Source organism: Comamonas sp. FG99, assembly GCF_057808605.1.
The window spans coordinates 1-20,989 of record NZ_JBMDII010000017.1; the positions used below are offsets into that span (position 1 = coordinate 1).

Annotated in this window: 18 protein-coding genes; 14 read left to right on the forward strand and 4 right to left on the reverse strand. The window is 66.9% G+C overall.

The genetic code is table 11. From position 1 onward, the window contains the following. The first annotated feature begins 188 nt into the window (after positions 1 to 188). The 14 genes from ACODRX_RS13010 (at position 189) to ACODRX_RS13075 (ending at position 16,422) form a co-directional block, all read left to right on the forward strand. Positions 189 to 362 carry a DUF1328 domain-containing protein gene (locus ACODRX_RS13010; RefSeq protein ID WP_488872038.1) on the forward strand — a complete coding sequence of 58 codons (174 nt, stop codon included), beginning with the start codon at positions 189 to 191 and terminating at the stop codon, positions 360 to 362. Between the two features lie 59 nt (positions 363 to 421). Beyond that, positions 422 to 1,240 (forward strand): cysteine hydrolase family protein, encoded by an 819-nt coding sequence (locus ACODRX_RS13015; RefSeq protein ID WP_488871930.1) that lies wholly within the window; start codon positions 422 to 424, stop codon positions 1,238 to 1,240. A 76-nt stretch (positions 1,241 to 1,316) separates the two neighbouring features. Continuing rightward, positions 1,317 to 2,504 carry a nicotinate phosphoribosyltransferase gene (pncB, locus tag ACODRX_RS13020; protein ID WP_488871931.1) on the forward strand — a complete coding sequence of 396 codons (1,188 nt, stop codon included), beginning with the start codon at positions 1,317 to 1,319 and terminating at the stop codon, positions 2,502 to 2,504. Positions 2,505 to 2,513: 9 nt separating this feature from the next. Then, the gene (locus tag ACODRX_RS13025; RefSeq protein ID WP_488871932.1) at positions 2,514 to 4,214 is read left to right on the forward strand and encodes an NAD+ synthase; all 1,701 of its coding nucleotides are present in this window, start codon (positions 2,514 to 2,516) and stop codon (positions 4,212 to 4,214) included. 3 nt (positions 4,215 to 4,217) lie between these two features. After that, positions 4,218 to 5,270: a bifunctional nicotinamide-nucleotide adenylyltransferase/Nudix hydroxylase gene (locus tag ACODRX_RS13030; RefSeq protein ID WP_488871933.1), complete on the forward strand. Its 1,053-nt coding sequence runs from the start codon at positions 4,218 to 4,220 to the stop codon at positions 5,268 to 5,270. Between the two features lie 5 nt (positions 5,271 to 5,275). Next, positions 5,276 to 6,700 (forward strand): hypothetical protein, encoded by a 1,425-nt coding sequence (locus ACODRX_RS13035; protein ID WP_488871934.1) that lies wholly within the window; start codon positions 5,276 to 5,278, stop codon positions 6,698 to 6,700. Further along, on the forward strand, positions 6,697 to 7,566 hold the full coding sequence (locus ACODRX_RS13040) for a decaprenyl-phosphate phosphoribosyltransferase (RefSeq protein ID WP_488871935.1): 870 nt from the start codon (positions 6,697 to 6,699) through the stop codon (positions 7,564 to 7,566). Before ACODRX_RS13035 ends, ACODRX_RS13040 begins: the two co-directional genes overlap by 4 nt. A gap of 14 nt (positions 7,567 to 7,580) precedes the next feature. Further along, positions 7,581 to 8,012, forward strand: a complete 432-nt coding sequence (locus tag ACODRX_RS13045; protein ID WP_488871936.1) for a divergent PAP2 family protein — start codon at positions 7,581 to 7,583, stop codon at positions 8,010 to 8,012. A gap of 33 nt (positions 8,013 to 8,045) precedes the next feature. After that, on the forward strand, positions 8,046 to 8,522 hold the full coding sequence (locus ACODRX_RS13050; protein WP_488871937.1) for a GNAT family N-acetyltransferase: 477 nt from the start codon (positions 8,046 to 8,048) through the stop codon (positions 8,520 to 8,522). Positions 8,523 to 8,783: 261 nt separating this feature from the next. Further along, the gene (gene groES, locus ACODRX_RS13055) at positions 8,784 to 9,074 is read left to right on the forward strand and encodes a co-chaperone GroES (protein WP_488871938.1); all 291 of its coding nucleotides are present in this window, start codon (positions 8,784 to 8,786) and stop codon (positions 9,072 to 9,074) included. A gap of 90 nt (positions 9,075 to 9,164) precedes the next feature. Next, positions 9,165 to 10,802, forward strand: coding sequence for a chaperonin GroEL (groL, locus tag ACODRX_RS13060; RefSeq protein WP_488871939.1), 1,638 nt, complete (start codon positions 9,165 to 9,167; stop codon positions 10,800 to 10,802). A gap of 330 nt (positions 10,803 to 11,132) precedes the next feature. After that, a complete protein-coding gene (locus tag ACODRX_RS13065; protein WP_488871940.1) occupies positions 11,133 to 13,235 on the forward strand; it encodes a hydantoinase/oxoprolinase family protein in 2,103 nt (700 codons plus the stop codon). Positions 13,236 to 13,237: 2 nt separating this feature from the next. Further along, positions 13,238 to 14,893 (forward strand): hydantoinase B/oxoprolinase family protein, encoded by a 1,656-nt coding sequence (locus ACODRX_RS13070; RefSeq protein WP_488871941.1) that lies wholly within the window; start codon positions 13,238 to 13,240, stop codon positions 14,891 to 14,893. A 146-nt stretch (positions 14,894 to 15,039) separates the two neighbouring features. Then, positions 15,040 to 16,422 (forward strand): MFS transporter, encoded by a 1,383-nt coding sequence (locus ACODRX_RS13075; protein ID WP_488871942.1) that lies wholly within the window; start codon positions 15,040 to 15,042, stop codon positions 16,420 to 16,422. Positions 16,423 to 16,440: 18 nt separating this feature from the next. Here ACODRX_RS13075 and ACODRX_RS13080 read toward each other — a convergent pair whose 3' ends face one another. From ACODRX_RS13080 to ACODRX_RS13095, 4 genes are all read right to left on the reverse strand, one after another. Next, positions 16,441 to 17,385 (reverse strand): LysR substrate-binding domain-containing protein, encoded by a 945-nt coding sequence (locus tag ACODRX_RS13080; RefSeq protein ID WP_488871943.1) that lies wholly within the window; start codon positions 17,383 to 17,385, stop codon positions 16,441 to 16,443. Between the two features lie 87 nt (positions 17,386 to 17,472). Then, on the reverse strand, positions 17,473 to 18,690 hold the full coding sequence (locus ACODRX_RS13085; RefSeq protein ID WP_488871944.1) for an aminotransferase-like domain-containing protein: 1,218 nt from the start codon (positions 18,688 to 18,690) through the stop codon (positions 17,473 to 17,475). 9 nt (positions 18,691 to 18,699) lie between these two features. After that, a complete protein-coding gene (gene hglS, locus ACODRX_RS13090) occupies positions 18,700 to 20,055 on the reverse strand; it encodes a 2-oxoadipate dioxygenase/decarboxylase HglS (RefSeq protein ID WP_488871945.1) in 1,356 nt (451 codons plus the stop codon). Between the two features lie 39 nt (positions 20,056 to 20,094). Beyond that, positions 20,095 to 20,985, reverse strand: a complete 891-nt coding sequence (locus tag ACODRX_RS13095; protein WP_488871946.1) for a transporter substrate-binding domain-containing protein — start codon at positions 20,983 to 20,985, stop codon at positions 20,095 to 20,097. Positions 20,986 to 20,989 lie beyond the last annotated feature (4 nt).

A 20,989-nucleotide genomic window follows, 5' to 3' on the forward strand; every position in this document is an offset into this window, starting at 1 on the left:
CCGCCGGGGCGAGTCCCGGCCTCTGCCTTCAAACCTGCGCACTGGCTGGCAGCAGTTTCGGCTTGCCTGCGTGGGGGCCATGTTCTCTGGCGGGGCGGCATCCTACGCAGGCTTTCCTGCAAATGCCTACGGGCAAGGCGCAAGTAGACGCTTTACGCTGGACCCTGTTCAACGAGAAGGAGTCTTTCATGCTGAAGTGGGCCATCATCTTCGCCATCATCTCGCTGGTTGCCGGCGTGTTCGGATTCACCGGCATCGCGGCCGGCGCGGCAGGCGTCGCCAAGATTCTGTTCTTCATCTTCGTGGCCATCGCGATCATCTTCGTGGTGCTGGCCATGCTGGGCATCAGCCTCTTTGGCTAGGGGTTTGCACCGCTGCACCACGGCCGCAATAGACTGCATGGCATCGAAGGAGTGCCGCCATGCAGCAGACCACCCAATTGCTCATCATCGATCCGCAGAATGATTTCTGCGACTTTGCGCCCCGCGCGGGACAGGCGCCGGCCCTGCCGGTGACCGGCGCGCATGCCGACATGCAGCGCCTGGCGCGCTGGATGGAGCGGCAGGCCGCGCGGCTCGAGCGCATCACCATCACGCTCGATTCGCACCAGGCCTACGACATCGCCCACCCCGCCTTCTGGCGGCAGCGCGGCGGCGCGGCGGTTGCGCCCTTCACCGCCATCAGCGCGGCCCAGGTGCGCGCCGGCGACTACCTGCCGCGCAACGCCGCGGTGCTGCCGCGCACCCTGGCCTACCTGGATGCGCTGCAGGCCCAGGGCCGCTACCAGCTGATGGTCTGGCCGCTGCACTGCGAGATCGGCAGTTGGGGCCATGGCGTGCACGCCGACGTGCTGGCCGCCAGCCGCCGCTGGCAGGAGCAGCGCCAGCGCGCGGTGCGGCATGTCTTCAAGGGCATGAACCCCTGGACCGAGCACTACAGCGCCGTGCGCGCCGAGGTGCCCGACCCGCAGGATGCGGACACCGATGTCAACCAGGCCCTGCTGGCCGGGCTGCGCGAAAGCTCCCTGCTCGTGATCGCCGGCGAAGCCGGCAGCCACTGCGTGCGCGCCACCACCGAGCACATCGTGCAGTATTGGGGATTGCCCGATCTGTCGCGCATCGTGCTGCTGGCCGACTGCATGAGCCCAGTGGCCGGCTTCGAGGCGGCGCAGGACGCGTTTTTCTCGCGCATGCGCGAACTCGGTGTACGCTGCGAGAACAGCGCGGCATTTGATTTATAGTCTTTTTGGCATGTAGCGCCCATGGATTAAGCGCCGACAGCTATCAATTTCACAGGTTAAACACAGAGACAACGGCATGACGCCCATCATCACCAGCCTGCTCGACACCGATCTGTACAAGTTCACCATGTGGCAGGCCATGCTGCACCGCCACCCGCAGACGCAGTCGCTGTACCGCTTCGTCTGCCGCACCCAGACCGACTTTCCGATGGCGCAGCTGGTGGATGAGGTGCGCGCCGAGATCGACCAGCTGTGCCAGCTCAAGTTCAGGAAGGACGAGCTCGACTACCTGGCGAGCTGGCGCTTCATGAAGTCGGACTTCATCGACTTCCTGCGCATCTTCCAGTTCCAGCGCGACTTCATCGAGGTCAGGGCCGATGGCGAACACCTGCACATCGTGGCCAGCGGCCCGCAGGTGCATGTGATGGGCTTCGAGATCTTCGTGCTGTCCATCGTCAATGAGCTGTATTTCCGCCGCTTCGACCAGCAGGCGGCGCTCACCGAGGGCCGCAGGCGCCTGGCCGCCAAGGTGGTGCGCCTGCAGGAGCTGGCTCGCGAGGCCAAGCACCGCCACCCGTTCGAGCTGTTCGACTTCGGCGTGCGCCGGCGCTTTTCGGGCGCCTGGCAGCGCGAGGTGGTACAGACCTTCGCCACCCAGACGGCACAATGGTTCAAGGGCACCTCCAACGTGCTGCTGGCGCGCGACCTGGGCCTGGTGCCCATAGGCACCATGGCGCACGAATACCTGCAAAGCTACCAGGCGCACGGCGTGCGCCTGCGCGACTTCCAGAGCGCCGCGCTGGAAGACTGGGTGCAGGAGTACCGCGGCGACCTGGGCATCGCGCTGACCGATACCGTGGGCATGGACGCCTTCCTGGCCGACTTCGACCTGTACTTCGCCAAGCTCTTCGACGGCCTGCGCCACGACTCGGGCGATCCCTACCTGTGGGGCGAGAAGGCCCTCACCCACTACGAGCAGCTGCGCATCAACCCGCACACCAAGCGGCTGGTGTTCTCCGACGGGCTGACGCTGGACACCGCGCTGGCGCTGTACCAGCACTTCGCCGACCGCATCCAGTGCGGCTTCGGCATCGGCACCCAGCTGGCCAACGACATGGGCCTCACGCCCATCAACATCGTGATGAAGCTCACCCACGCCAACGGCCAGCCGGTGGCCAAGCTCTCGGACAGCCCGGGCAAGACCCTGTGCGACGACGAGACCTACCTGGCGTATCTGAAACAGGTCTTCGACGTCAAGAACTGAGGAGCCGCCATGCTGCGCATCACGCTGGCCCAGCTGAACTTCACCGTCGGCGACATCGACGGCAATATCGACAGGATGGCCGCCGCCGCCGAGCGCGCCCATGCCGACGGCTCGGCCCTGGTGGTCTTCTCGGAGCTGTCGCTCACCGCCTACTATCCCGGCGACCTGCTGGACGAGCCCGAGTTCCTGGCCCGCGTCGATGCCGGCCTGGCCCGGCTGCTGGCCGCCACGCGCCGCTGGCCCGGCCTGTACTGGGTGGTGGGCGCGCCCACGCGGCGCAAGGGCCCCGGCAAGCCGCTGCACAACAGCCTGCTGGTGCTGCAGGACGGTGCCATCCGCCTGCAGTACGACAAGCAGCTGCTGCCCACCTACAACATCTTCGACGAGCGCCGCCACTTCGAGCCCGGGCGCGACGTGGCCAAGGTGCTGCGCATCGGCGGCGCCCAGGTGGGCTTCCTGATCTGCGAGGACGGCTGGAACGACACCGGCGCCGACTACGCCACCAACCCCTTCGAGCGCATGGCCGACGCCGCGCCCGACGTGCTCGTCAGCATCAACGCCAGCCCCAGCCAGCTCGGCAAGCGCGAGCAGCGCCACCAGATCTTCGGCCAGGCCGCCCGGCGCCACGAACTGCCCATCCTGTACCTGAACCAGATCGGCGGGCACGACCAGATCGTCTACGACGGCGCCTCGTTCGCGGTGCAGCCGGGCGACGGCGTGGTGTGGGAAGCCCCGCGCTTCACCGAATCGGTCTGTACGCTGCGGCTGGAGCAGGGCTCTTTTCTCACGGCCGATGGCCGCCAGCCGCCCCGCCCGCCCGAGCAGGGCCTGCCCACCATGGAGTTCTACCGCGAGCAGATCGTGCTGGGCCTCACCGACTATGCGCGCCGCTGCGGCTTCCGGCAGGTGGTGGTGGGCAGCTCGGGCGGCATAGACTCGGCCCTCACGCTGGCGCTGGCCGCCGAGGCGCTGGGGCCTGGCAACGTGGTCGGCATCACCATGCCGTCGCGGTTCTCGTCCAGCGGCTCGGTCGATGATTCGGTGGCGCTGTGCCGCAACCTGGGAATAGCGCTCAAGACCCACCCCATCGCCGAGCTGGTGGGTGCCTACAGCGCCCAGTACCAGGCCAGCTTTGGCCAGCCGCTGCAGGGCCTGCCGCTGGAGAACCTGCAGGCGCGCATCCGCGGCACCATCCTGATGGAGTTCAGCAACGCCTTTGGCCACCTGTTGCTGACCACCGGCAACAAATCCGAAATCTCGGTCGGCTACTGCACGCTGTATGGCGACACCAACGGCGGCCTGGGCCTGATCGGCGACCTGTACAAGACCGAGGTGTTCGCGCTGGCGCGCCACCTCAACGAACGCGCCAGCCGCGCGCTGATCCCGCAGGCCATCATCGACAAGCCGCCGTCGGCCGAGCTGGCGCCGGGCCAGAAGGACGAGGACAGCCTGCCGCCCTACCCGGTGCTCGACGAGATCCTGCGCATCCTGATCGAAGGCCTGCACCTGCCCAGCCGCGAATACGAATCGGCCCGCCGCTTCGTCGAGCAATTCGAAACCACGGCCGAGGGCCGCGCCACCGTGGACAAGGTGCGCCGCATGATCGTGCGCAGCGAATACAAGCGCCGCCAGGCCCCACCCATCCTGCGGCTGCGCCCGCGCGCCTTCGGCACCGGCCGGCAGATGCCGATCGCCGCCTTTTACCCCTGAGACATGAGCAACGCTCCCGATATCTACGATTGCGCCGTACTGATCGGCCGCTTCCAGCCGCCGCACCTCGGCCACCTGGCGCTGCTGCAGCAGGCGCTGGCGCGCGCGCGCCAGGTGGTGGCCATCCTCGGCTCGGCCTTCCAGGCGCGCAGCCCCAAGAACCCCTTCACCTGGCAGGAGCGCGCCGAGATGCTGGCCGGCGCGCTGCCGCCCGAGCAGGCCGCCCGCGTGCGCTGCGTGCCGGTGCGCGACTACTACGACGAGCCGCGCTGGGTGGCCGCCGTGCGCGAAGCCGTGCGGCAGCACACCGCGCAGGGCGACCGCATCGGGCTGGTGGGCCATTTCAAGGACAGCAGCAGCAGCTATCTCGCGCACTTCCCCGGCTGGCAACTGGTGAGCCTGCCGCGGCAAAACGAATTCGACGCGACACCGGTGCGCGACGCCTACTTCGGCGCCGGGCCCGCCGCCCTGGAGCAAGGCTTTCCCGCACTGGCGCCGGCGCTGCCGCGGTCCTCGCTGGCCTTCCTGCAGCAATGGAGCCGGTGCCCCGAATATGCCGAGCTGCAGGCCGAATGGCGGATGCTGCGCCAGTACCGGGCCTCCTGGGCCGCCGCGCCCTATCCGCCGGTGTTTGTCACCGTGGACGCGCTGCTGCGTTCGCGCGGCGAGGTGCTGCTGATCCGCCGCGGCCATGCCCCTGGCCGGGGCCTGCTGGCGCTGCCCGGCGGCTTCCTGGAGCCGCGCGACACGCTATGGCAGTCCTGCCTGCGCGAGCTGGCCGAAGAAACCCACTGCGCACTGGACGAGGCCGCGCTGAAAGCCGCGCTGGTGTCCGTCACCGTCTTCGACCACCCCGACCGCAGCCAGCGCGGCCGCACCATCACCCATGTGCACTATTTCGACCTGAAAGACGCGCCCCGGCCCGGCGTGCACGCCGGCGACGACGCGGCCGAGGCCTTCTGGCTACCGATCGCCGGCATCGCCGCGCGCGAGGCGGAGTTCTTCGAAGACCATTTCCGCATCCTGCAAAACCTGCTCTCGGGCAGCGGACAATAGCCCCCATGAAAGCTCTCCCCCCCGCCCATGGCGGCTCCCGCTGGCCCTGGCTGCTGATCGCAGCCCTGGTGCTGCTCGGCATGGCCCGGTTCCTGGTCTTTTCCGCGCACCAGCCGCTGCTGGGCTACCCGAACAATTTCGACTTCCTGCGCACCTCGGGCTGCGTGGGCATCTGGAACTTCGACGAGCGCTCCGAGCTCTTCCACAGCGCAGCGCCCGACCGGGTGGTGCCCATGCTGACCTACAACGGCGAGCGGCTGTGGCAGTTCTGCAATCCCACGGCCGAATCGCTGTACCTCAGCAGCCTGAAGCTGTGGCACCAGCTGGGCGACCAGTTTCCCATCCAGCAGCTCGGCTATGCCAAGCTGGCAGTGCTGCTCCTGGTCTTCGCCTGGCTGCTGTCCGCCATCACCAGCATGCGGCTGCGGCTGCTGCTGGCCGTGAGCTTCGTGCTGCTGCTGTGGGATCTGAGCAGCCTGATGTACTTCCACTCGCTGTACCCGGTGTTCACCAGCCTGTTCTTCTCGCTATTCTTCGCCCTCGCGCTGATCGCCTGCCGCGTCGATGCATTCACCCGCCGCCGCTCCAGCTGGCTGCTGATGGCGGGATTGGTCTTCATGCTGGGCTTCTCGAACCAGCAATACCTGTTTCTCGGCATCGTGCTGGCGGCGCTGTTCGTGCTGATGAACGGCAAACGCTACCCGGCCCATGCGGCAGCCGTGCTGTGCGGCATCGTCGTGGCCAGCCTGTGCCAGCTCTATCTGCGGCCACCGGAAAGCAAGGATTTCTATGCCGGCATCGACCGCGTCAACCGCACCGATACCATTTTCTATGGCGTGCTCATGCATTCCAGCAATCCGCAGCAGGCGGCAACCCTTGTGGGCCTGCGGCCCGAATGCGCCCAGCATGCTGGCGTCAGTGCCCATGTGTTCAATCACGGGCTCAAGGTCAATACCTGCCCCGAGGTGGCGCAGGTCAGCCGGCTGAAACTGCTGAACCTGGCCCTAGGGCAGCCCGCCACCATTGCCAAGACCCTGCTGGCCGGCGTGGACGAATACCAGCTCGTCTACGGTTTCATCAGATACCTGTTCCCGCACCATGCAAGCACGCTCGCGCCCGCGCTGTTCGCCACCTCGCCGTCTTCGCTGATCGTGGCGGCCCCCCGGCCGGCGTACCATGCCGGCATCGCAGCGATGGTGCTCATTGCGGCAGCGGCCTTCGTGTTCTCGCTCACGCCACGCGGCAGCAATGCCGCCTGGGCCCACGCCATCTGGATAGGCGGACTGCTGTGCTTCTACAGCATCTTCAGCTCGGTGTTCGGCGATGGCCTGCTCGAAGTGGAGCGCCATGCGGCCGTGTTCCTGAGCGGTTTCATCCTGCTCTGGACCGGCGTCCTGTTCGGCCTGGCGCGGCGCTGGGCCAGGCCATGAAGCCAGCGCCGCGCATGCGCCTGCGTGGACTGCTGCAATTGCTGCGGCCCCGGCAATGGGTGAAGAACGGCTTCGTGCTGGCGCCGCTGATCTTCACCGGCTCGTTCCTGGACCGTGGCGCGGTGGCGCATGCGCTGGCGGCGATGCTGCTGTTTTGCCTGGCCTCGTCGGCCACCTATATCGTGAACGACCTCAGGGATATCGAACACGACCGCAGGCATCCGCGCAAATCGCGCACCCGCCCGCTGGCCTGCGGCCTGGTGACGGTGCCGCAGGCGCTGGCCTTGCTGGGACTGCTATACCTGCTGCTGGCCGCGGGCGCCTGGCAGGCACCGCCGGTGGCGCAGGCGATTGCGGCCTACCTGCTGCTGAATCTGGCCTACACCTTCTATCTGAAGCACCAGCCGGTGCTGGACATCTTCACAATCGCGATCGGCTTCGTGCTGCGCGTATGGGGCGGAGCCCAGGCGCTGCAGGTTCCCGTCAGCGCCTGGATGTTCGTCACCACGCTGTGCCTGGCCTTGTACCTGGCCGCGCTCAAGCGCCGCCAGGAACTGCAGCAAAGCGGCGCCGAAGCGCGGGCGGTGCTGGAGAAATACTCGGTGCCGCTGGTGGACCGGTATGCGGAAATCGCCGCCACCGGCGCGCTGCTGTTCTACAGCATGTTCGTCATGTCGGTGCGGCCGCAGCTGGTGGTGTCGATCCCGCTGGTGCTGTTCGGCCTGTTCCGCTACTGGTACGTGGTGGACGTGCTCGACGGCGGCGAATCGCCCACCGATGCGCTGCTGGCCGACAAGCCGCTGCTGGCCACCGTGCTGGCCTGGGTGGCCGTATGCGTGTGGGCGCTGGCCGGGCTCAAGGGGTGATGAAAGGGATGCGCATGGACCTGTCCTACCTGCTGACGCCGCTGCTGGCCTGGCTGGCGGCCGGCACGCTCAAGTTCGCCATCAACAGCCTGCGTGCGGGCAAGCCCGCCTTCGGGCTGATCGGCTATGGCGGCATGCCCAGCAACCACAGCGCCATCGTCAGCAGCATGGCCGTGCTGATCGCACTCAGGCATGGCATCTCGCATCCTGCGTTCGGCGTGGCGCTGGCGCTGGCCTTCATCGTGATCCTCGATGCCGCCAGCCTGCGCCGGCAGGTGGGCCAGCATGCGGCCGCCATCAACCGGCTGGCCCGCGACCGGCAGGATGCAGCCCCGCTGCGCGAACGCATGGGGCACACACGCTGGGAAATCCTGGGCGGCATAGCCACCGGAGCCCTGGTTGCGTACCTGGTCTCCGCCTGGCTTCCCTGCCCACAGGGCTGCTAGCATTGCACGCTTTTCGCGTACAGCCCTCACTTCATGGCCCTCACCATCCGCCCCGCCACCATCGAAGACACCGATACCATCCTGCGCTTTGTGCGCGACCTGGCGATCTACGAGAAAGCCGAGCACGAGGTACTGTCCACGCCGGCGCATGTGCACCGCACCATGTTCAGCGCAGGCGCCACCGCGCACGGGCTGATCTGCGAGCAGGATGGCCGGGCCATAGGCTTCGCGGTGTATTTCTTCAACTACTCCACCTGGCAGGGGCGCAACGGCCTGTACCTGGAAGATCTGTACATCGATCCGGCCTGCCGCGGCCATGGCGCCGGCAAGGCGATGTTCCGCCACCTGGCGCGCATCGCCGTGGAAAACGATTGCGGCCGCTTCGAATGGAGCGTGCTCGACTGGAACACCCCCGCCATCCGCTTCTATGACAGCCTTGGCGCCAAGCCCCAGAGCGAATGGATACGCTACCGCCTCACCGGCGACGCGCTGCAGGCCCTGGCCGGGTAAACCCGCATACTCCTGAAAAAATAGCAGCTTGCGCTTTCCACGCCAGGGTTTCACCGCCGTTTCATCAAAACGATGGCGGCCTTCGCGCAAAATTTTCACCGCCTGCTCTTGAATCATTCCGAGTTGACCGTATTATTAGCACTCGTGGAAGTCGAGTGCTAACAGCATCCGGCTTCTCGCTTGTTTCCCGCCAGGCACACCGTCTTTCCCGGGCCTGGCAATGTGTCGAAATCCGGTATCTACACCATTGAAGGAGTTGTGATGAACCTGCGTCCCCTGCACGATCGCGTGATCGTTAAGCGCCTGGAAAACGAAACCAAGACCGCTTCGGGCATCGTGATCCCCGACAACGCAGCCGAGAAGCCCGACCAGGGCGAAGTGCTGGCCGTGGGCCCCGGCAAGAAGAACGACAAGGGCGAAGCCATCGCCCTAGGCGTGAAGGTCGGCGACCGCGTGCTGTTCGGCAAGTACTCCGGCCAGACCGTGAAGGTCGATGGCAACGAACTGCTGGTGATGAAGGAAGAAGACCTCTTCGCAGTTGTCGAGAAATAAGCCTCGGCAAACTTCTTTTTTGATAGCTGCTAGCGCTTTACAGATAAGGCTTAGCAGCCAATTTGATCCAAATCTTTGTAGGAGCCAAAAATGGCAGCAAAAGACGTAGTTTTCGGCGGCGAAGCCCGCGCTCGCATGGTTGAAGGCGTGAACATCCTGGCCAACGCGGTCAAGGTCACCCTGGGCCCCAAGGGCCGCAACGTGGTGCTGGAGCGCTCGTTCGGCGCCCCCACCGTGACCAAGGACGGCGTGTCCGTGGCCAAGGAAGTCGAGCTCAAGGACAAGCTGCAGAACATGGGCGCCCAGCTCGTGAAGGAAGTGGCCTCCAAGACCAACGACATCGCCGGTGACGGCACCACCACCGCCACCGTGCTGGCCCAAGCCATCGTGCGCGAAGGCTCCAAGTACGTGGCCGCCGGCCTGAACCCCATGGATCTGAAGCGCGGCATCGACAAGGCTGTCGCCGCCCTGGTGGAAGAGCTGAAGAAGCAATCCAAGGCCACCACCACCTCCAAGGAAATCGCCCAGGTCGGCTCGATCTCTGCCAACTCCGACGAATCCGTGGGCAGCATCATTGCCGAAGCCATGGACAAGGTCGGCAAGGAAGGCGTGATCACCGTGGAAGAAGGCAAGAGCCTGGACAACGAGCTGGATGTCGTGGAAGGCATGCAGTTCGACCGCGGCTACCTGTCGCCCTACTTCATCAACAATCCCGAGAAGCAGGCCGCCATCCTGGACAACCCCTTCGTGCTGCTGTACGACAAGAAGGTCAGCAACATCCGCGACCTGCTGCCCACGCTGGAAGCCGTGGCCAAGGCTGGCCGTCCGCTGCTGATCGTGGCTGAAGACGTCGAAGGCGAAGCCCTGGCCACCCTGGTGGTCAACACCATCCGCGGCATCCTGAAGGTCGTGGCCGTCAAGGCTCCTGGCTTCGGCGACCGCCGCAAGGCCATGCTGGAAGACATCGCCATCCTGACCGGCGGCAAGGTGATCGCCGAGGAAGTGGGCCTGTCGCTGGAGAAGGTGACGCTGGAAGACCTGGGCCAAGCTGCCCGCGTCGAGATCGGCAAGGAAAACACCACTATCATCGACGGTGCTGGCCAGGCTGCCGAAATCGAAGCCCGCGTCAAGCAGATCCGCATCCAGATCGAAGAGGCGACCAGCGACTACGACCGTGAAAAGCTGCAAGAGCGCGTGGCCAAGCTGGCCGGCGGCGTGGCCGTGATCAAGGTTGGCGCAGCCACCGAAGTCGAGATGAAGGAAAAGAAGGCCCGCGTTGAAGACGCCCTGCACGCTACCCGCGCTGCGGTGGAAGAAGGCATCGTGGCCGGCGGCGGCGTGGCATTCCTGCGCGCTCGCCAGGCTGTCGGCGCGCTGAAGGGCGACAACGCCGAGCAGGACGCTGGCATCAAGCTGATCCTCAAGGCCATCGAAGCCCCGCTGCGCGAGATCGTGGCCAACGCCGGTGGTGAGCCCTCGGTGGTCGTGAACGCCGTGCTCAACGGCTCGGGCAACTACGGCTTCAACGCCGCCAACGACACCTACGGCGACATGCTGGAAATGGGTATCCTGGACCCGACCAAGGTGACCCGCACCGCACTGCAGAACGCCGCATCCGTGGCATCGCTGCTGCTGACCACCGAAGCCATGATCGCCGAGGCCCCCAAGGCCGACGCACCGGCTCCGGCCATGCCCGACATGGGTGGCATGGGCGGCATGGGCATGTAATTGCCCGCCAGGCGAGGCCCCGAGCCTCGCCAGCACCAAAATCAAAGCCCCGCAGGTTTGCGCCTGCGGGGCTTTTGCTTTGGGCGAGCGCAGATGGCCAGCGACGCAACCCGCACACGGCGCGGGTTTCCATGTAGTGGTTTCCACCCGCAAAGCAGCGCTTGTCCTGACGCTCGAATAAATTGTTTGTCACGCCATTCGCCTGCCCGGATCATCCGCTCCAGAGCGCCCGAAAACCTGTCGGGACTTGCGCAGGCCAGCAGGCCTGTTTGCGCAAGTCGCGCCTGTTGCCGAGCGAGCAGAACTGGAATGCATTCGGAGAAACGGTCAATGGCAAATACGCAAACCATACGTGCAGGTGCGGATATCGGAGGCACCTTCACGGACATTGCGCTGGAAGTGGATGGCGCCCTGTTCAGCGAGAAAGTGCTGACGGACTATGACAAGCCCGAACGCGCCATCGTCAAGGGGTTGAAGCTGGCAGCCGCGCAGGCAGGCATCCAGCCCGCGCAGATCGGCACCATCATCCATGGCACCACGCTGGCCACGAATTCGCTGATTGAGCGGCGCGGGGCCAAGACGGCCTTCATCACCAGCGAAGGCTTTCGCGACGTGATCGAGATGCGCAACGAGGGCCGCTTCGAGCAGTACGACCTGGCCATACAGCTGCCCGCGCCGCTGATCGCGCGCAACCACCGCTTCACGGTACAGGGGCGGCTGGACGCCAAGGGCGCCGAGCTGCAGCCGCTGGACGAGGCGCAGATCGCGCAAGTCATCGCACAACTGCGCGAGGGCGACTTCGAGAGCGTAGCCGTGGGGCTGATGCACAGCTACAGGAACCCTGCCCATGAACGGCGCGTGCGCGAGCTGGTCTTGCAGGCCCTGCCCGGGCTGTCCGTGTCGATCTCCAGCGAAGTCTCGCCGCAGATCCGGGAGTTCGAGCGCTTCAACACGGTATGCGCCAACGCCTATGTCAAGCCGCTGATGTCTTCGTACCTGCGCCGGCTGGCACAAGCGCTGCAAGATGAGGGCATGCGCTGCCCGCTGTACCTCATCCACTCGGGCGGCGGCCTGATGTCGCTGGCCAGCGCCGCCGAATTTCCGGTGCGGCTGCTGGAGTCCGGGCCGGCTGGCGGCGCCATCTATGCCAGCGATTTCGCCGCCAAGTATGGCCAGGAGCAGGTGCTCTCCTTCGACATGGGAGGCACGACCGCCAAGATCTGCCTGATCGACCACCATGTGCCCAAGACGGCCCGCGTGTTCGAAGTGGCGCGCAGCTATCGCTTCAAGAAAGGCAGTGGCATGCCGATCTCGATCCCGGTGATCGAGATGGTCGAGATCGGCGCTGGCGGCGGCTCCATCGCCCATGTGGACGACATGCGCCAGGTGCGCGTGGGCCCGGAGAGCGCGGGCTCCGAGCCCGGCCCCGCCAGCTACGGCCGCGGGGGCCTGCGCCCCACGGTGACCGACGCCGACTTGCTGCTGCACAAGCTGGACCCCGCCCGTTTCGCTGGCGGCAGCATCCAGCTGGACACGCGCGCCGCCCAGCGCGCCATGGCCGAGCACGTGGCGCAGCCACAGGGCCTGGACGAAGTCCGCGCTGCCTATGCGGTGGCCGAGATGGTGGATGAGAACATGGCCAACGCCGCACGCATGCATGCGGTGGAGTCCGGCCACGACCTGGAGGCCTACACCATGATCGCCTATGGCGGCGCGGCGCCGCTGCATGCCGTGCGGCTGTGCGAAAAGCTGGGCATACGGCGGCTCCTGGTGCCGGCCGGCGCGGGCGTGGGCTCGGCCATCGGCTTCTTGCGCGCGCCCTTCGCCTACGAATCGCTGCGCAGCTCGGTCATGCGCCTGAGCCTGTTCGACGGCGAGGCCGTGAACGGCATGCTGCGTGAAATGGCGCTGGAGGTCGGCAGCTTCCTGAACGACACCGGCTACAGCGGCGCAACCACCAAGGAGCTGCGCGCCTTCATGCGCTACTGCGGCCAGGGTTGGGAAATACCGGTGTCCGTGGACGTGCAAGACTTTGGCGCCGGCAGCGTGGCATCCCTGGCCCAGGCCTTCGTCGAAAGCTATGTGGGCCTTTTCGGCCATGCCATCGACGGCCTGGACATCGAGGTGGTGAGCTGGTCGCTGTCGCTGCGCTCCAGGACCGAGCCACCGGCCCGGCTGCCGCTGGAGCTGGGCGGCCAGCCCCGAAAGGGCGGCGGCAGCGTCATCGGCACGCGCGAAGTTTTCGATGTGAAGAGCGAGCGTTTCCATGCCTGCGACATCTATGAGCGCCACGGACTGCCCAGGGGCCAGGCCGTGCCGGGCCCGCTGGTGATCGTGGAGAAGGAAACCTCCACCTATGTCAGCCCCGCCTTCAAGGTGGTTTTGCAGTCGGACGACTGCATTCTCGTGGAACGTATGGAAAGCGGAGAGTGACCATGACTAGCAATACCCAGGTTCGCTACCAGATCATGTGGAACCGCCTGATCTCGGTGGTTGAAGAGCAGGCGGTGACACTGGTCCGCACCGCGTTCTGCACCAGCGTGCGCGAGGCGGGCGACCTTTCCGCAGGCGTGTTCGACAAGCAGGGCCGCATGATGGCCCAGGCGGTGACCGGCACGCCGGGCCACGTCAACTCCATGGCCGAGTCGGTGGCGCATTTTGCGAAGAAATTCGAGCGCACCCAGCTGCGCGAGGGCGACGTGCTGGTAACCAACGATCCCTGGCTGGGCACCGGCCACCTGCACGACATCACCGTGGTCACGCCGGTGTTCGGCAGCTTCGGCGGACGCAGCGAGCACATTGGCTACTGCGCGGCCACGGCGCATGTGGTGGACATCGGAGGCCGCGGCTTCGGCCCCGATGGCAGCGACGTGTACGAGGAAGGCCTGTGCATCCCTCCGATGAAGCTGTTTCGCGCCGGCGAGCTGAACGAGGACCTCATGGAGATCCTGCGCAACAATGTGCGCGAACGCGACCAGGTGATCGGCGACTTCCACTCGCTAGCCATGTCCAACGGCACCGGCGTGCGGCGCCTGCAGGCCATGCTGGCCGAGTTCGGGCTGCCAGACCTGGAAGAGCTGGCGCGCTTCATCTTCGAGCACAGCCTGCGCGCCACGCGCGAACGCATCGCGGCCCTGCCCGACGGCACGCACGGCTATTCGATGACGGTGGACGGCTATGAAAAGCCCGTCGACCTGAAGGTGCAGATCAGCGTCCAGGGCGACAGGCTGCTGGCCGACTTCGCCGGCACCTCCGAGCCCAGCCGCTATGGCATCAACGTACCGCTCACCTATACCAAGGCCTATGCGTCCTATGCGCTCAAGTGCGCCATCGCCCCCGAGATCCCCAACAACTGGGGCTCGCTGCAGCCCTTCGAGATCAGCGCACCGCAGGACTGCATCGTCAATGCCCAGCGGCCACGCCCGGTGTCGGTGCGCCATGTGATCGGCCACCTGCTTCCCGACGTGGTGCTGGGCGCGCTGCAGCCCATCTGCCAGGCAGAGATCCCGGCCGAAGGCGCCAGCTCGCTGTGGAATCTGCAGATGAGCTTCAAGGGCGTGACACAGGCCACGCGCAACCAGCAGCACGAGATCCTGATGTTCAACACCGGCGGCACCGGTGCTCGCCCCTCCAGCGACGGCCTGAGTGCCACCGCCTTCCCCAGTGGCGTGCAGGCCATGTCGGTGGAGGTGACCGAGAGCATCGGCCCCATCATCATCTGGCGCAAGGAGCTGCGCCCCGACTCCGGCGGCGCAGGCCGCTGGCGCGGCGGACTCGGGCAGCGCATCGAGATCAGCGCGGCCGACGGCTTCCAGTTCAACCTTAACGCCATGTTCGACCGCGTGAGCTTTGCCGCGCGCGGCCACAACGGCGGCCAGGCCGGCGCGCTCGGCCGCGTCTCGCTCGATGACGGCACGCCCCTGCGCGGCAAGGGCAAGCAGGATATTCCGGTGGGCCGCCGGCTGATCCTCGAGCTGCCCGGCGGCGGCGGCAACGGCAACCCGGCGCTTCGGCCCGCGGAGCTGGTGCGGCGCGACATCGAATTCGGCTATATCGGCCGGGAGCAGGCACAAGCCGACTACCCCGCCTGACGCGGCTTGACGCAGCCCGGGGCTGCGCCTTCCAGGGTGTGCGCCCTGCGCGGCCGCGGATGCGGCCGCGGGCCGCATGCACCCATGCATTTCCGCCGGACCTGCACCGAAAGGGCCGGCGCCATCGACCAACCGAGGGCCACACGATGAGCACACAGACCTCCATGGCAGATTTCGGCGCGGCCGCGAGCGCGCCGTCCCACGCCTCGCCTCCCGCATCGGGCGGCATCGCACCGCGGACCATCGCGCCTGGCGAGCTCAAGCGCGTCGTCGTCGCCTCCGTGGTCGGCAGCTTCGTCGAATGGTTCGAGTTCTCGGTCTACGGCTATCTGGCCGCCGTGCTGGGCAAGGTGTTCTTTGCGGCAAGCTCGCCCGGCATGCAGATCATCGCGTCGTGGGCGGCATTTGCCATTGCTTTCTTCGCGCGCCCGATTGGCGGCATCTTCTTCGGCTCGCTGGGCGACAAATACGGCAGAAAGCGCGTGTTGACCATCACCATCATCATGATGGCGATCGCCACCTTTCTGATCGGCGTGCTGCCGGGCTACGCCAGCATCGGCATCGCGGCCCCGCTGCTGCTGATCGTGCTGCGCCTGATGCAGGGCCTGTCCGCGGGCGGCGAGGCCAGTGGCGCGGCCATCTTCGTGGCCGAGTACTGCCGCGACCGCAACCGCACGCTGCTCACCAGCTGGGTCGAGGTGGGCTGCATGGCGGGCTTTTTCTTCGGCGCCTCGATCTCGGCCATCCTGACTGTGTTCTTCAGCGCCGAGCAGATCCTGGACTGGGCCTGGCGCATCCCCTTCCTGATCGCGCTGCCGCTGGGCGCCATCGGCCTGTACATCCGCCGCTACCTGGAGGAAACGCCAGCCTTCCAGGCGATGAAGCAGCAGCACGATTCGCTGCAGCAGGCAAGCTGGAAGGTGCTGTTCAACACGCACATGAAGGAGCTATTCCAGTCGGCAGGCATCATCATCGTGACCAACGTGACCCTGTTCACCGTAGTGACCTATATCCCCACCTACTTCGTGAGCGCGCTGCATGTCGACCAGGCCACCAGCCTGAAGCTCTCGCTGGGCCCGCAGCTGCTGCTGATCGTGATGATTCCACTGCTGGCCATGCTGGCGGACCGGATCACCCGCCGGCGCATGATGATGGCGGCCAGCCTGCTGATCGTCCTCGTAGCCGTACCCTGCTTCGAGCTGCTGATGGCCGGCGATGCCGGCACCAAGGTCGCAGCGCTGGCAGTGCTGAACCTGCTGCTGGCCATGTTGCTGAGCAGCATCTACTCCATCATTCCGGCCCTGTTCCACACCAGCGTGCGCTTCAAGGGCATGGCCTTGAGCTATAACGTGGCGGTGGCCATGTTCGCCGGCACCGCGCCGATGATCAACTCCTGGCTGATCGCCAAGACCGGCAACTCCGTGGTCCCCGCCTACTACCTGATTGCCGCGGCCATCGTGGGGCTGATCGCCTTGGCCACCAGCAAGGATCGCACCGGCGCGCCCATGCATGGCGACCCCGTGCAATGAGGCAGGGCCGGCTCGCTTTTATTTGCCCGCCAGCCGCGACGCATAGCCGATGACCTGCGGCGTGCACAGCTCGGCAAGAAGCCAGTGCTTGAAGCGGGCCAGCACCGAATTTCCCGTTGCGCCAGGGCGCGAATAGAGGTGGAACTTGGGCGTCTTCTCCAGCGGCAGCTGCCGCAGCAGCTCCACCCCGAAAGGGGCCACCAGCTGGCCGCCGTTGATGTGGATGAGCGCGTCCACATAGGACAAAAGCCCCACGCCCTGGCCGCTGAGCACGGCCTGCAGCATGGCATCGTGCGTGTGCAGCAGCAGCGGGCTGGCATGCTGCTGCGGTGCCGGCAGGCCCAGCATGGCAAAGATGTCCGCCCACAGCGTGTTGTGGCTCAGCGGCGAAATCTGCCGGTGCCGGCGCAGGTCCTCAAACTGCTCTATGGGGTTTTGCGCCAGCAGCTGGGGCGCGGCAACGATGACCTTCAAGTCCTCCAGCAGCGGCGTCTCGTCGAGGCGCTCGATGCCTCCATACCCCCAGACGATGGCGGCGTCCAGGTCCGACGCCTCGAACGGCGGCAACTCCACGCCGATGGAAATCCGCAGGTCCAGCTCGGGGATGTGCTTGGTGAACGCAGGCAGTGCACGGATCAGGTACTGCGTTGCGAAATACGGGCTCACCTGAATGTGGAACCTGGCATTGCGCTTGCTCGCCTGCAGGGCCTCCAGCCCCCGGCTCAGGGCATCGAGGCCCTGCTCCACGTAGCGGTACAGTACCTCGGCGTCCGCGCTCGCCACCAGGCCGCGTGCACCTCTTTCGAACAGCTGCACATCCAGCGCACTCTCCAGCTGCTTGAGCTGCTGGCTCGCGGCCTGCGGCGTCAGGCACAGCTCATCGGCCGCCTTGCGGATGGAGCCGTGGCGGTAGATGGACTCGAACACACGCAGCGGTGCCAGGGGTGGTAGCTTGTATTTCATCGTGCTGCGCCGCCCCGAGCGGCGCGCTCTGTCCGGAACATGGCGCCATTGTCCAATAGACGAGCCGCAGTCAGGCGCCTGCGCGGCTCAGCGCGATGCCTGGAGCGCCGCCGCCAGCCGCCTGACCGCCTCCTCGATCTGCGGCACCTCGGGCGCCGCGAACGACAGGCGCATGGTGTGCAGGTCGGGCGCGTCCGCATAGAAGGCCTTGCCGGGCACGTACAGCACCTGCCTTGCCACCGCCGCCTGGAACAGTGCCTGGGGATCGATGCTGCGCTCGAATGATGCCCATACGAACATGCCACCGGCCGGCTTGACGAAGGACACCAGGCCTTGCAACTCGCTGGCCAGTCCGTCCGTCAGCGCCTGCATGCGGCGCCGGTACTCGGCGCAGGCTCGCGCCACCGTCTGCGGGTAGCGGCCCGATTGCAAATAGCATGCGGCCACGCTCTGCGCCAGCGGCGAGGTGCACAGGTCCACCGTCTGCTTGGCCACGGTGCAGCGGCGCAGCACCGCGCCATCCGCCACCATCCAGCCCACGCGCAGGCCCGGCGCCACGGTCTTGGACAGGCTGCCCAAGTAGACGACCGGATTGGCCTCGGGCGCCAGCCGCTGCGCGCAGGCATACAGCGGCGCGGGCCGCTCGCTGGTAAAGGTCAGCTCGCCGTAGGGATCGTCCTCCACCACCACCAGGCGGTATTCCAGCGCCAGCTGCACCAGCCGCTCGCGCCGCTGCTGCGTGAGCAGCGTGCCGCAGGGGTTGGAGAAGCTGGGCACGGTGTAGAGCAGCCGCGGGCGCTGCGCTGCGGGCGTGCGCGCCAGCAGCCCGGCCAGCGCATCCACATCGAGGCCATGCGCATCCACCGGCACGCTCAGCACGCGCGCGCCCGCCTGGCGCAGCGCAGCCAGCGTGGCCGGGTAGGCCGGGGTTTCCACACAGGCCGCATCGCCCGGCTGGACCAGCACGCGCAGCAGCAGATCGAAGCCCTGCTGCGAGCCGGTGGTGACCAGCACATCGGCCGCCTCGCAGGCCATGCCGCGCCCCCGGCACTGCGCGGCCAGCTGCTCGCGCAGCACGGGCGAGCCTTCGGTCGCGCCATACTGCAACGCGGTGGGCCCGGCGGCCAGCGCCTGCGCGGCTGCAGCGGCCAGGCCTTCTTGGTCGAACAGGCTGGGCGAGGGATAGCCGCCCGCCAGCGAGATCATGCCCGGCTGACTCAGGTAAGGGAACAGCTCGCGGATCGGTGAGCCCTGCGGCTCGGCGAATGCGGGCACGAACGAGAAGTAGGCGGCACGGCTCACCATGGTCTCCAGCTAGAGGCGCAACGCGGCGCGCGCCGCCGCCAGCGACTCGTCCTGCAAGGCCTGGTACAGCGCGATCTCATCGTGCACCCGGGCGCCCAGGTCGGCCTCGAAGGCTTGCTGCGCCTGGTTGGCCTGGTAGCGCTTTTGCTCCTCGCCGCCCAGGTTGGACTGGAAGATGCCGGCCGCGCTCACCGGCAGGAAGTCTTCATAGATGATGGGCTCGGCGCGCAGCGCGCCGGCCGCCAGCAGCGCCTCGACAGGCGCCTGGGCATCGGCCGCAACGCCGGTGGCCACATAGCGGTAGAAGGCCAGCCCCTGCTCACGCATGGCCGCGTGCGAATCGGGAAAGGCCTCGAACGCGGCCGCCAGCCGCTGCGCATAGCCCGCGCCCGCATGGCCGGCGCCGGCCATGTCGCGCACCTGGGCCAGCAGTTCGTCGTACAGCGCGCGGCCCTTGCGGGTGAGCGCCACGCCGCGCTGCTCGATCTCGCCGAAGCGCGCGGTGTGCGTGCCCCGGGCGGCGTCGCCAGCGCCGGGAAAGCGCACCGCCTCCTCCAGCGCCTTGAAGCTGGTCTGGCGCAGCAGGATGGGGCAGGCACGGCGCGGCGGGCCCTCGACCACCTCCTTGGCAGCCATTCCGCGCGCCGGCATGGGTGCCTGGGCGGCGTCGATGTCGAGCGTGCGCGGCGTCAGGTGGTTGATGTGCGGGCCCTTGAAGCAGACCACATCGGCAATCAGGCGGTGGGCCCGGTGCAGCCGTTCGTAGGTCTCGGCGTCGACCGTGGCCTCGCTGTGCCAGCGGAAGGTTTCCAGCGCCTCGGCGACGAATGCATCGGCCTCGGCATCGCTCAGGCCGCCGGCCTGCTCGCTGCGCGCTATCAGCGCCAGCGCCCGCTCGCTGAAGATGCGCCGCCGCGCCAGGATGGCCTGGGCCTGCTGGCGCAGCGCCTCGTCGGCGATCAGCTCCAGCCGCAGCAGCGAGGTGAAGACGCGGAAGGGATTGCGCCTGAGCGCCGCCTGCGCCACCGGGCGGAAGGCGGTGGAGTGCACCGGCACGCCCGCCACCGACAGGTCGTAGTAGCCCACCGCCTCCATGCCCATGACGGCGAACAGCCGCCGCAGCGTGGCCAGCTCCTGCGGCGTGCCGACGCGGATCGCGCCATGGCGCTCCACATCCAGGCGCTCCAGCTCGCCCGCCTGGGCCATGGCCTGCGCCAGCTGCGGCTGGGCCGCCAGCACCTGGCCGTTGACCTGGGCCACCAGCTCGACCAGGCCGCCGTACTGCGGCACCTCCTGGCGGTACATCTCGGACATGGCGCGCGCAAAGCGGCCGCGGATCTCATCGGGTGCGACAAAGGCAGTCATCGTCAAATCGGCAGTGGCAGTGGGATTGCGGCAGCGCTATCAATAAGCTTCCAATGGCTTGTCGTTGGGCTCGGCCATCAGCTTCTTGAGCATGTCGCTCATCGGCAGGTTCAGCGCCATGTTCTTGGGCGGGATCGGCTGCATGAACCACTTGTCATAGATCTTCGCCAGCTCGCCGCTTTGCATGAGCTTGACGAGTTGCTCGTCCACCGCCTTCTTGAAGGCCGGATCGTCCTTGCGGAACAGGATGGCGATGGGCTCCGAGCCCAGCACCTCGCCGACGATCTTGTAGCCCTTGGGGTTGGCCGAGTTGGCCACCACGCCGGCCAGCAGGTTGTCGTCGAGCACGAAGGCGTCGGCACGGCCCGACTCCAGCAGCATGAAGCTCTCGAAATGGTCCTTGCCCAGCGTGGTGGGCAGGCTCACGCCATTGTCCTTGCCGTACTTGCGCAGCAGCTGCACCGCGGTGGTGCCGGCCGAAGCCGCCACCGGGCGGCCATCGAGCTGCTTGAAGCTGGTGATGCCCGAATCGGCCTTCACCGCCATGCGCACCTGGCTCACATAGGTGGTGACCGCAAACGCCACCTGCTTCTGGCGCGTGAGGTTGTTGGTGGTGGGGCCGCAGCCGATGTCCACCGTGCCGTTCTCCACCAGCGGCATGGTGTTCTGCGCGGTGAGCGCCATGTATTCCAGCTTGGCCTGGGGCGCGATGGCCTTGAGCACGCGCTCGCACAGCTCCACATGGTAGCCGCCGAACCGGTTGTTGGCGCCGATCGCATAGGCCATGGGCGCGGAGCTTTCGCGCACGCCCACCACCACCTTGCCGCTGCCATTGATCTTGTCGAGCGTACCGCTGCCCTGGGCCAGCGCGGCGCCGCTGGCCGCGGCCACCATGGCCGCCAGGGCCAGCATCTTGAATGAACGGGGCATGTTG

Coding starts and splice junctions, on each gene's coding strand:
- ACODRX_RS13010 (WP_488872038.1), top strand. CDS start 189: ATGCTGAAGTGGGCCATCATCTTCGCCATCATCTCGCTGGTTGCCGGC.
- ACODRX_RS13015 (WP_488871930.1), top strand. CDS start 422: ATGCAGCAGACCACCCAATTGCTCATCATCGATCCGCAGAATGATTTC.
- pncB (WP_488871931.1), top strand. CDS start 1,317: ATGACGCCCATCATCACCAGCCTGCTCGACACCGATCTGTACAAGTTC.
- ACODRX_RS13025 (WP_488871932.1), top strand. CDS start 2,514: ATGCTGCGCATCACGCTGGCCCAGCTGAACTTCACCGTCGGCGACATC.
- ACODRX_RS13030 (WP_488871933.1), top strand. CDS start 4,218: ATGAGCAACGCTCCCGATATCTACGATTGCGCCGTACTGATCGGCCGC.
- ACODRX_RS13035 (WP_488871934.1), top strand. CDS start 5,276: ATGAAAGCTCTCCCCCCCGCCCATGGCGGCTCCCGCTGGCCCTGGCTG.
- ACODRX_RS13040 (WP_488871935.1), top strand. CDS start 6,697: ATGAAGCCAGCGCCGCGCATGCGCCTGCGTGGACTGCTGCAATTGCTG.
- ACODRX_RS13045 (WP_488871936.1), top strand. CDS start 7,581: ATGGACCTGTCCTACCTGCTGACGCCGCTGCTGGCCTGGCTGGCGGCC.
- ACODRX_RS13050 (WP_488871937.1), top strand. CDS start 8,046: ATGGCCCTCACCATCCGCCCCGCCACCATCGAAGACACCGATACCATC.
- groES (WP_488871938.1), top strand. CDS start 8,784: ATGAACCTGCGTCCCCTGCACGATCGCGTGATCGTTAAGCGCCTGGAA.
- groL (WP_488871939.1), top strand. CDS start 9,165: ATGGCAGCAAAAGACGTAGTTTTCGGCGGCGAAGCCCGCGCTCGCATG.
- ACODRX_RS13065 (WP_488871940.1), top strand. CDS start 11,133: ATGGCAAATACGCAAACCATACGTGCAGGTGCGGATATCGGAGGCACC.
- ACODRX_RS13070 (WP_488871941.1), top strand. CDS start 13,238: ATGACTAGCAATACCCAGGTTCGCTACCAGATCATGTGGAACCGCCTG.
- ACODRX_RS13075 (WP_488871942.1), top strand. CDS start 15,040: ATGAGCACACAGACCTCCATGGCAGATTTCGGCGCGGCCGCGAGCGCG.
- ACODRX_RS13080 (WP_488871943.1), bottom strand. CDS start 17,385: ATGAAATACAAGCTACCACCCCTGGCACCGCTGCGTGTGTTCGAGTCC.
- ACODRX_RS13085 (WP_488871944.1), bottom strand. CDS start 18,690: ATGGTGAGCCGTGCCGCCTACTTCTCGTTCGTGCCCGCATTCGCCGAG.
- hglS (WP_488871945.1), bottom strand. CDS start 20,055: ATGACTGCCTTTGTCGCACCCGATGAGATCCGCGGCCGCTTTGCGCGC.
- ACODRX_RS13095 (WP_488871946.1), bottom strand. CDS start 20,985: ATGCCCCGTTCATTCAAGATGCTGGCCCTGGCGGCCATGGTGGCCGCG.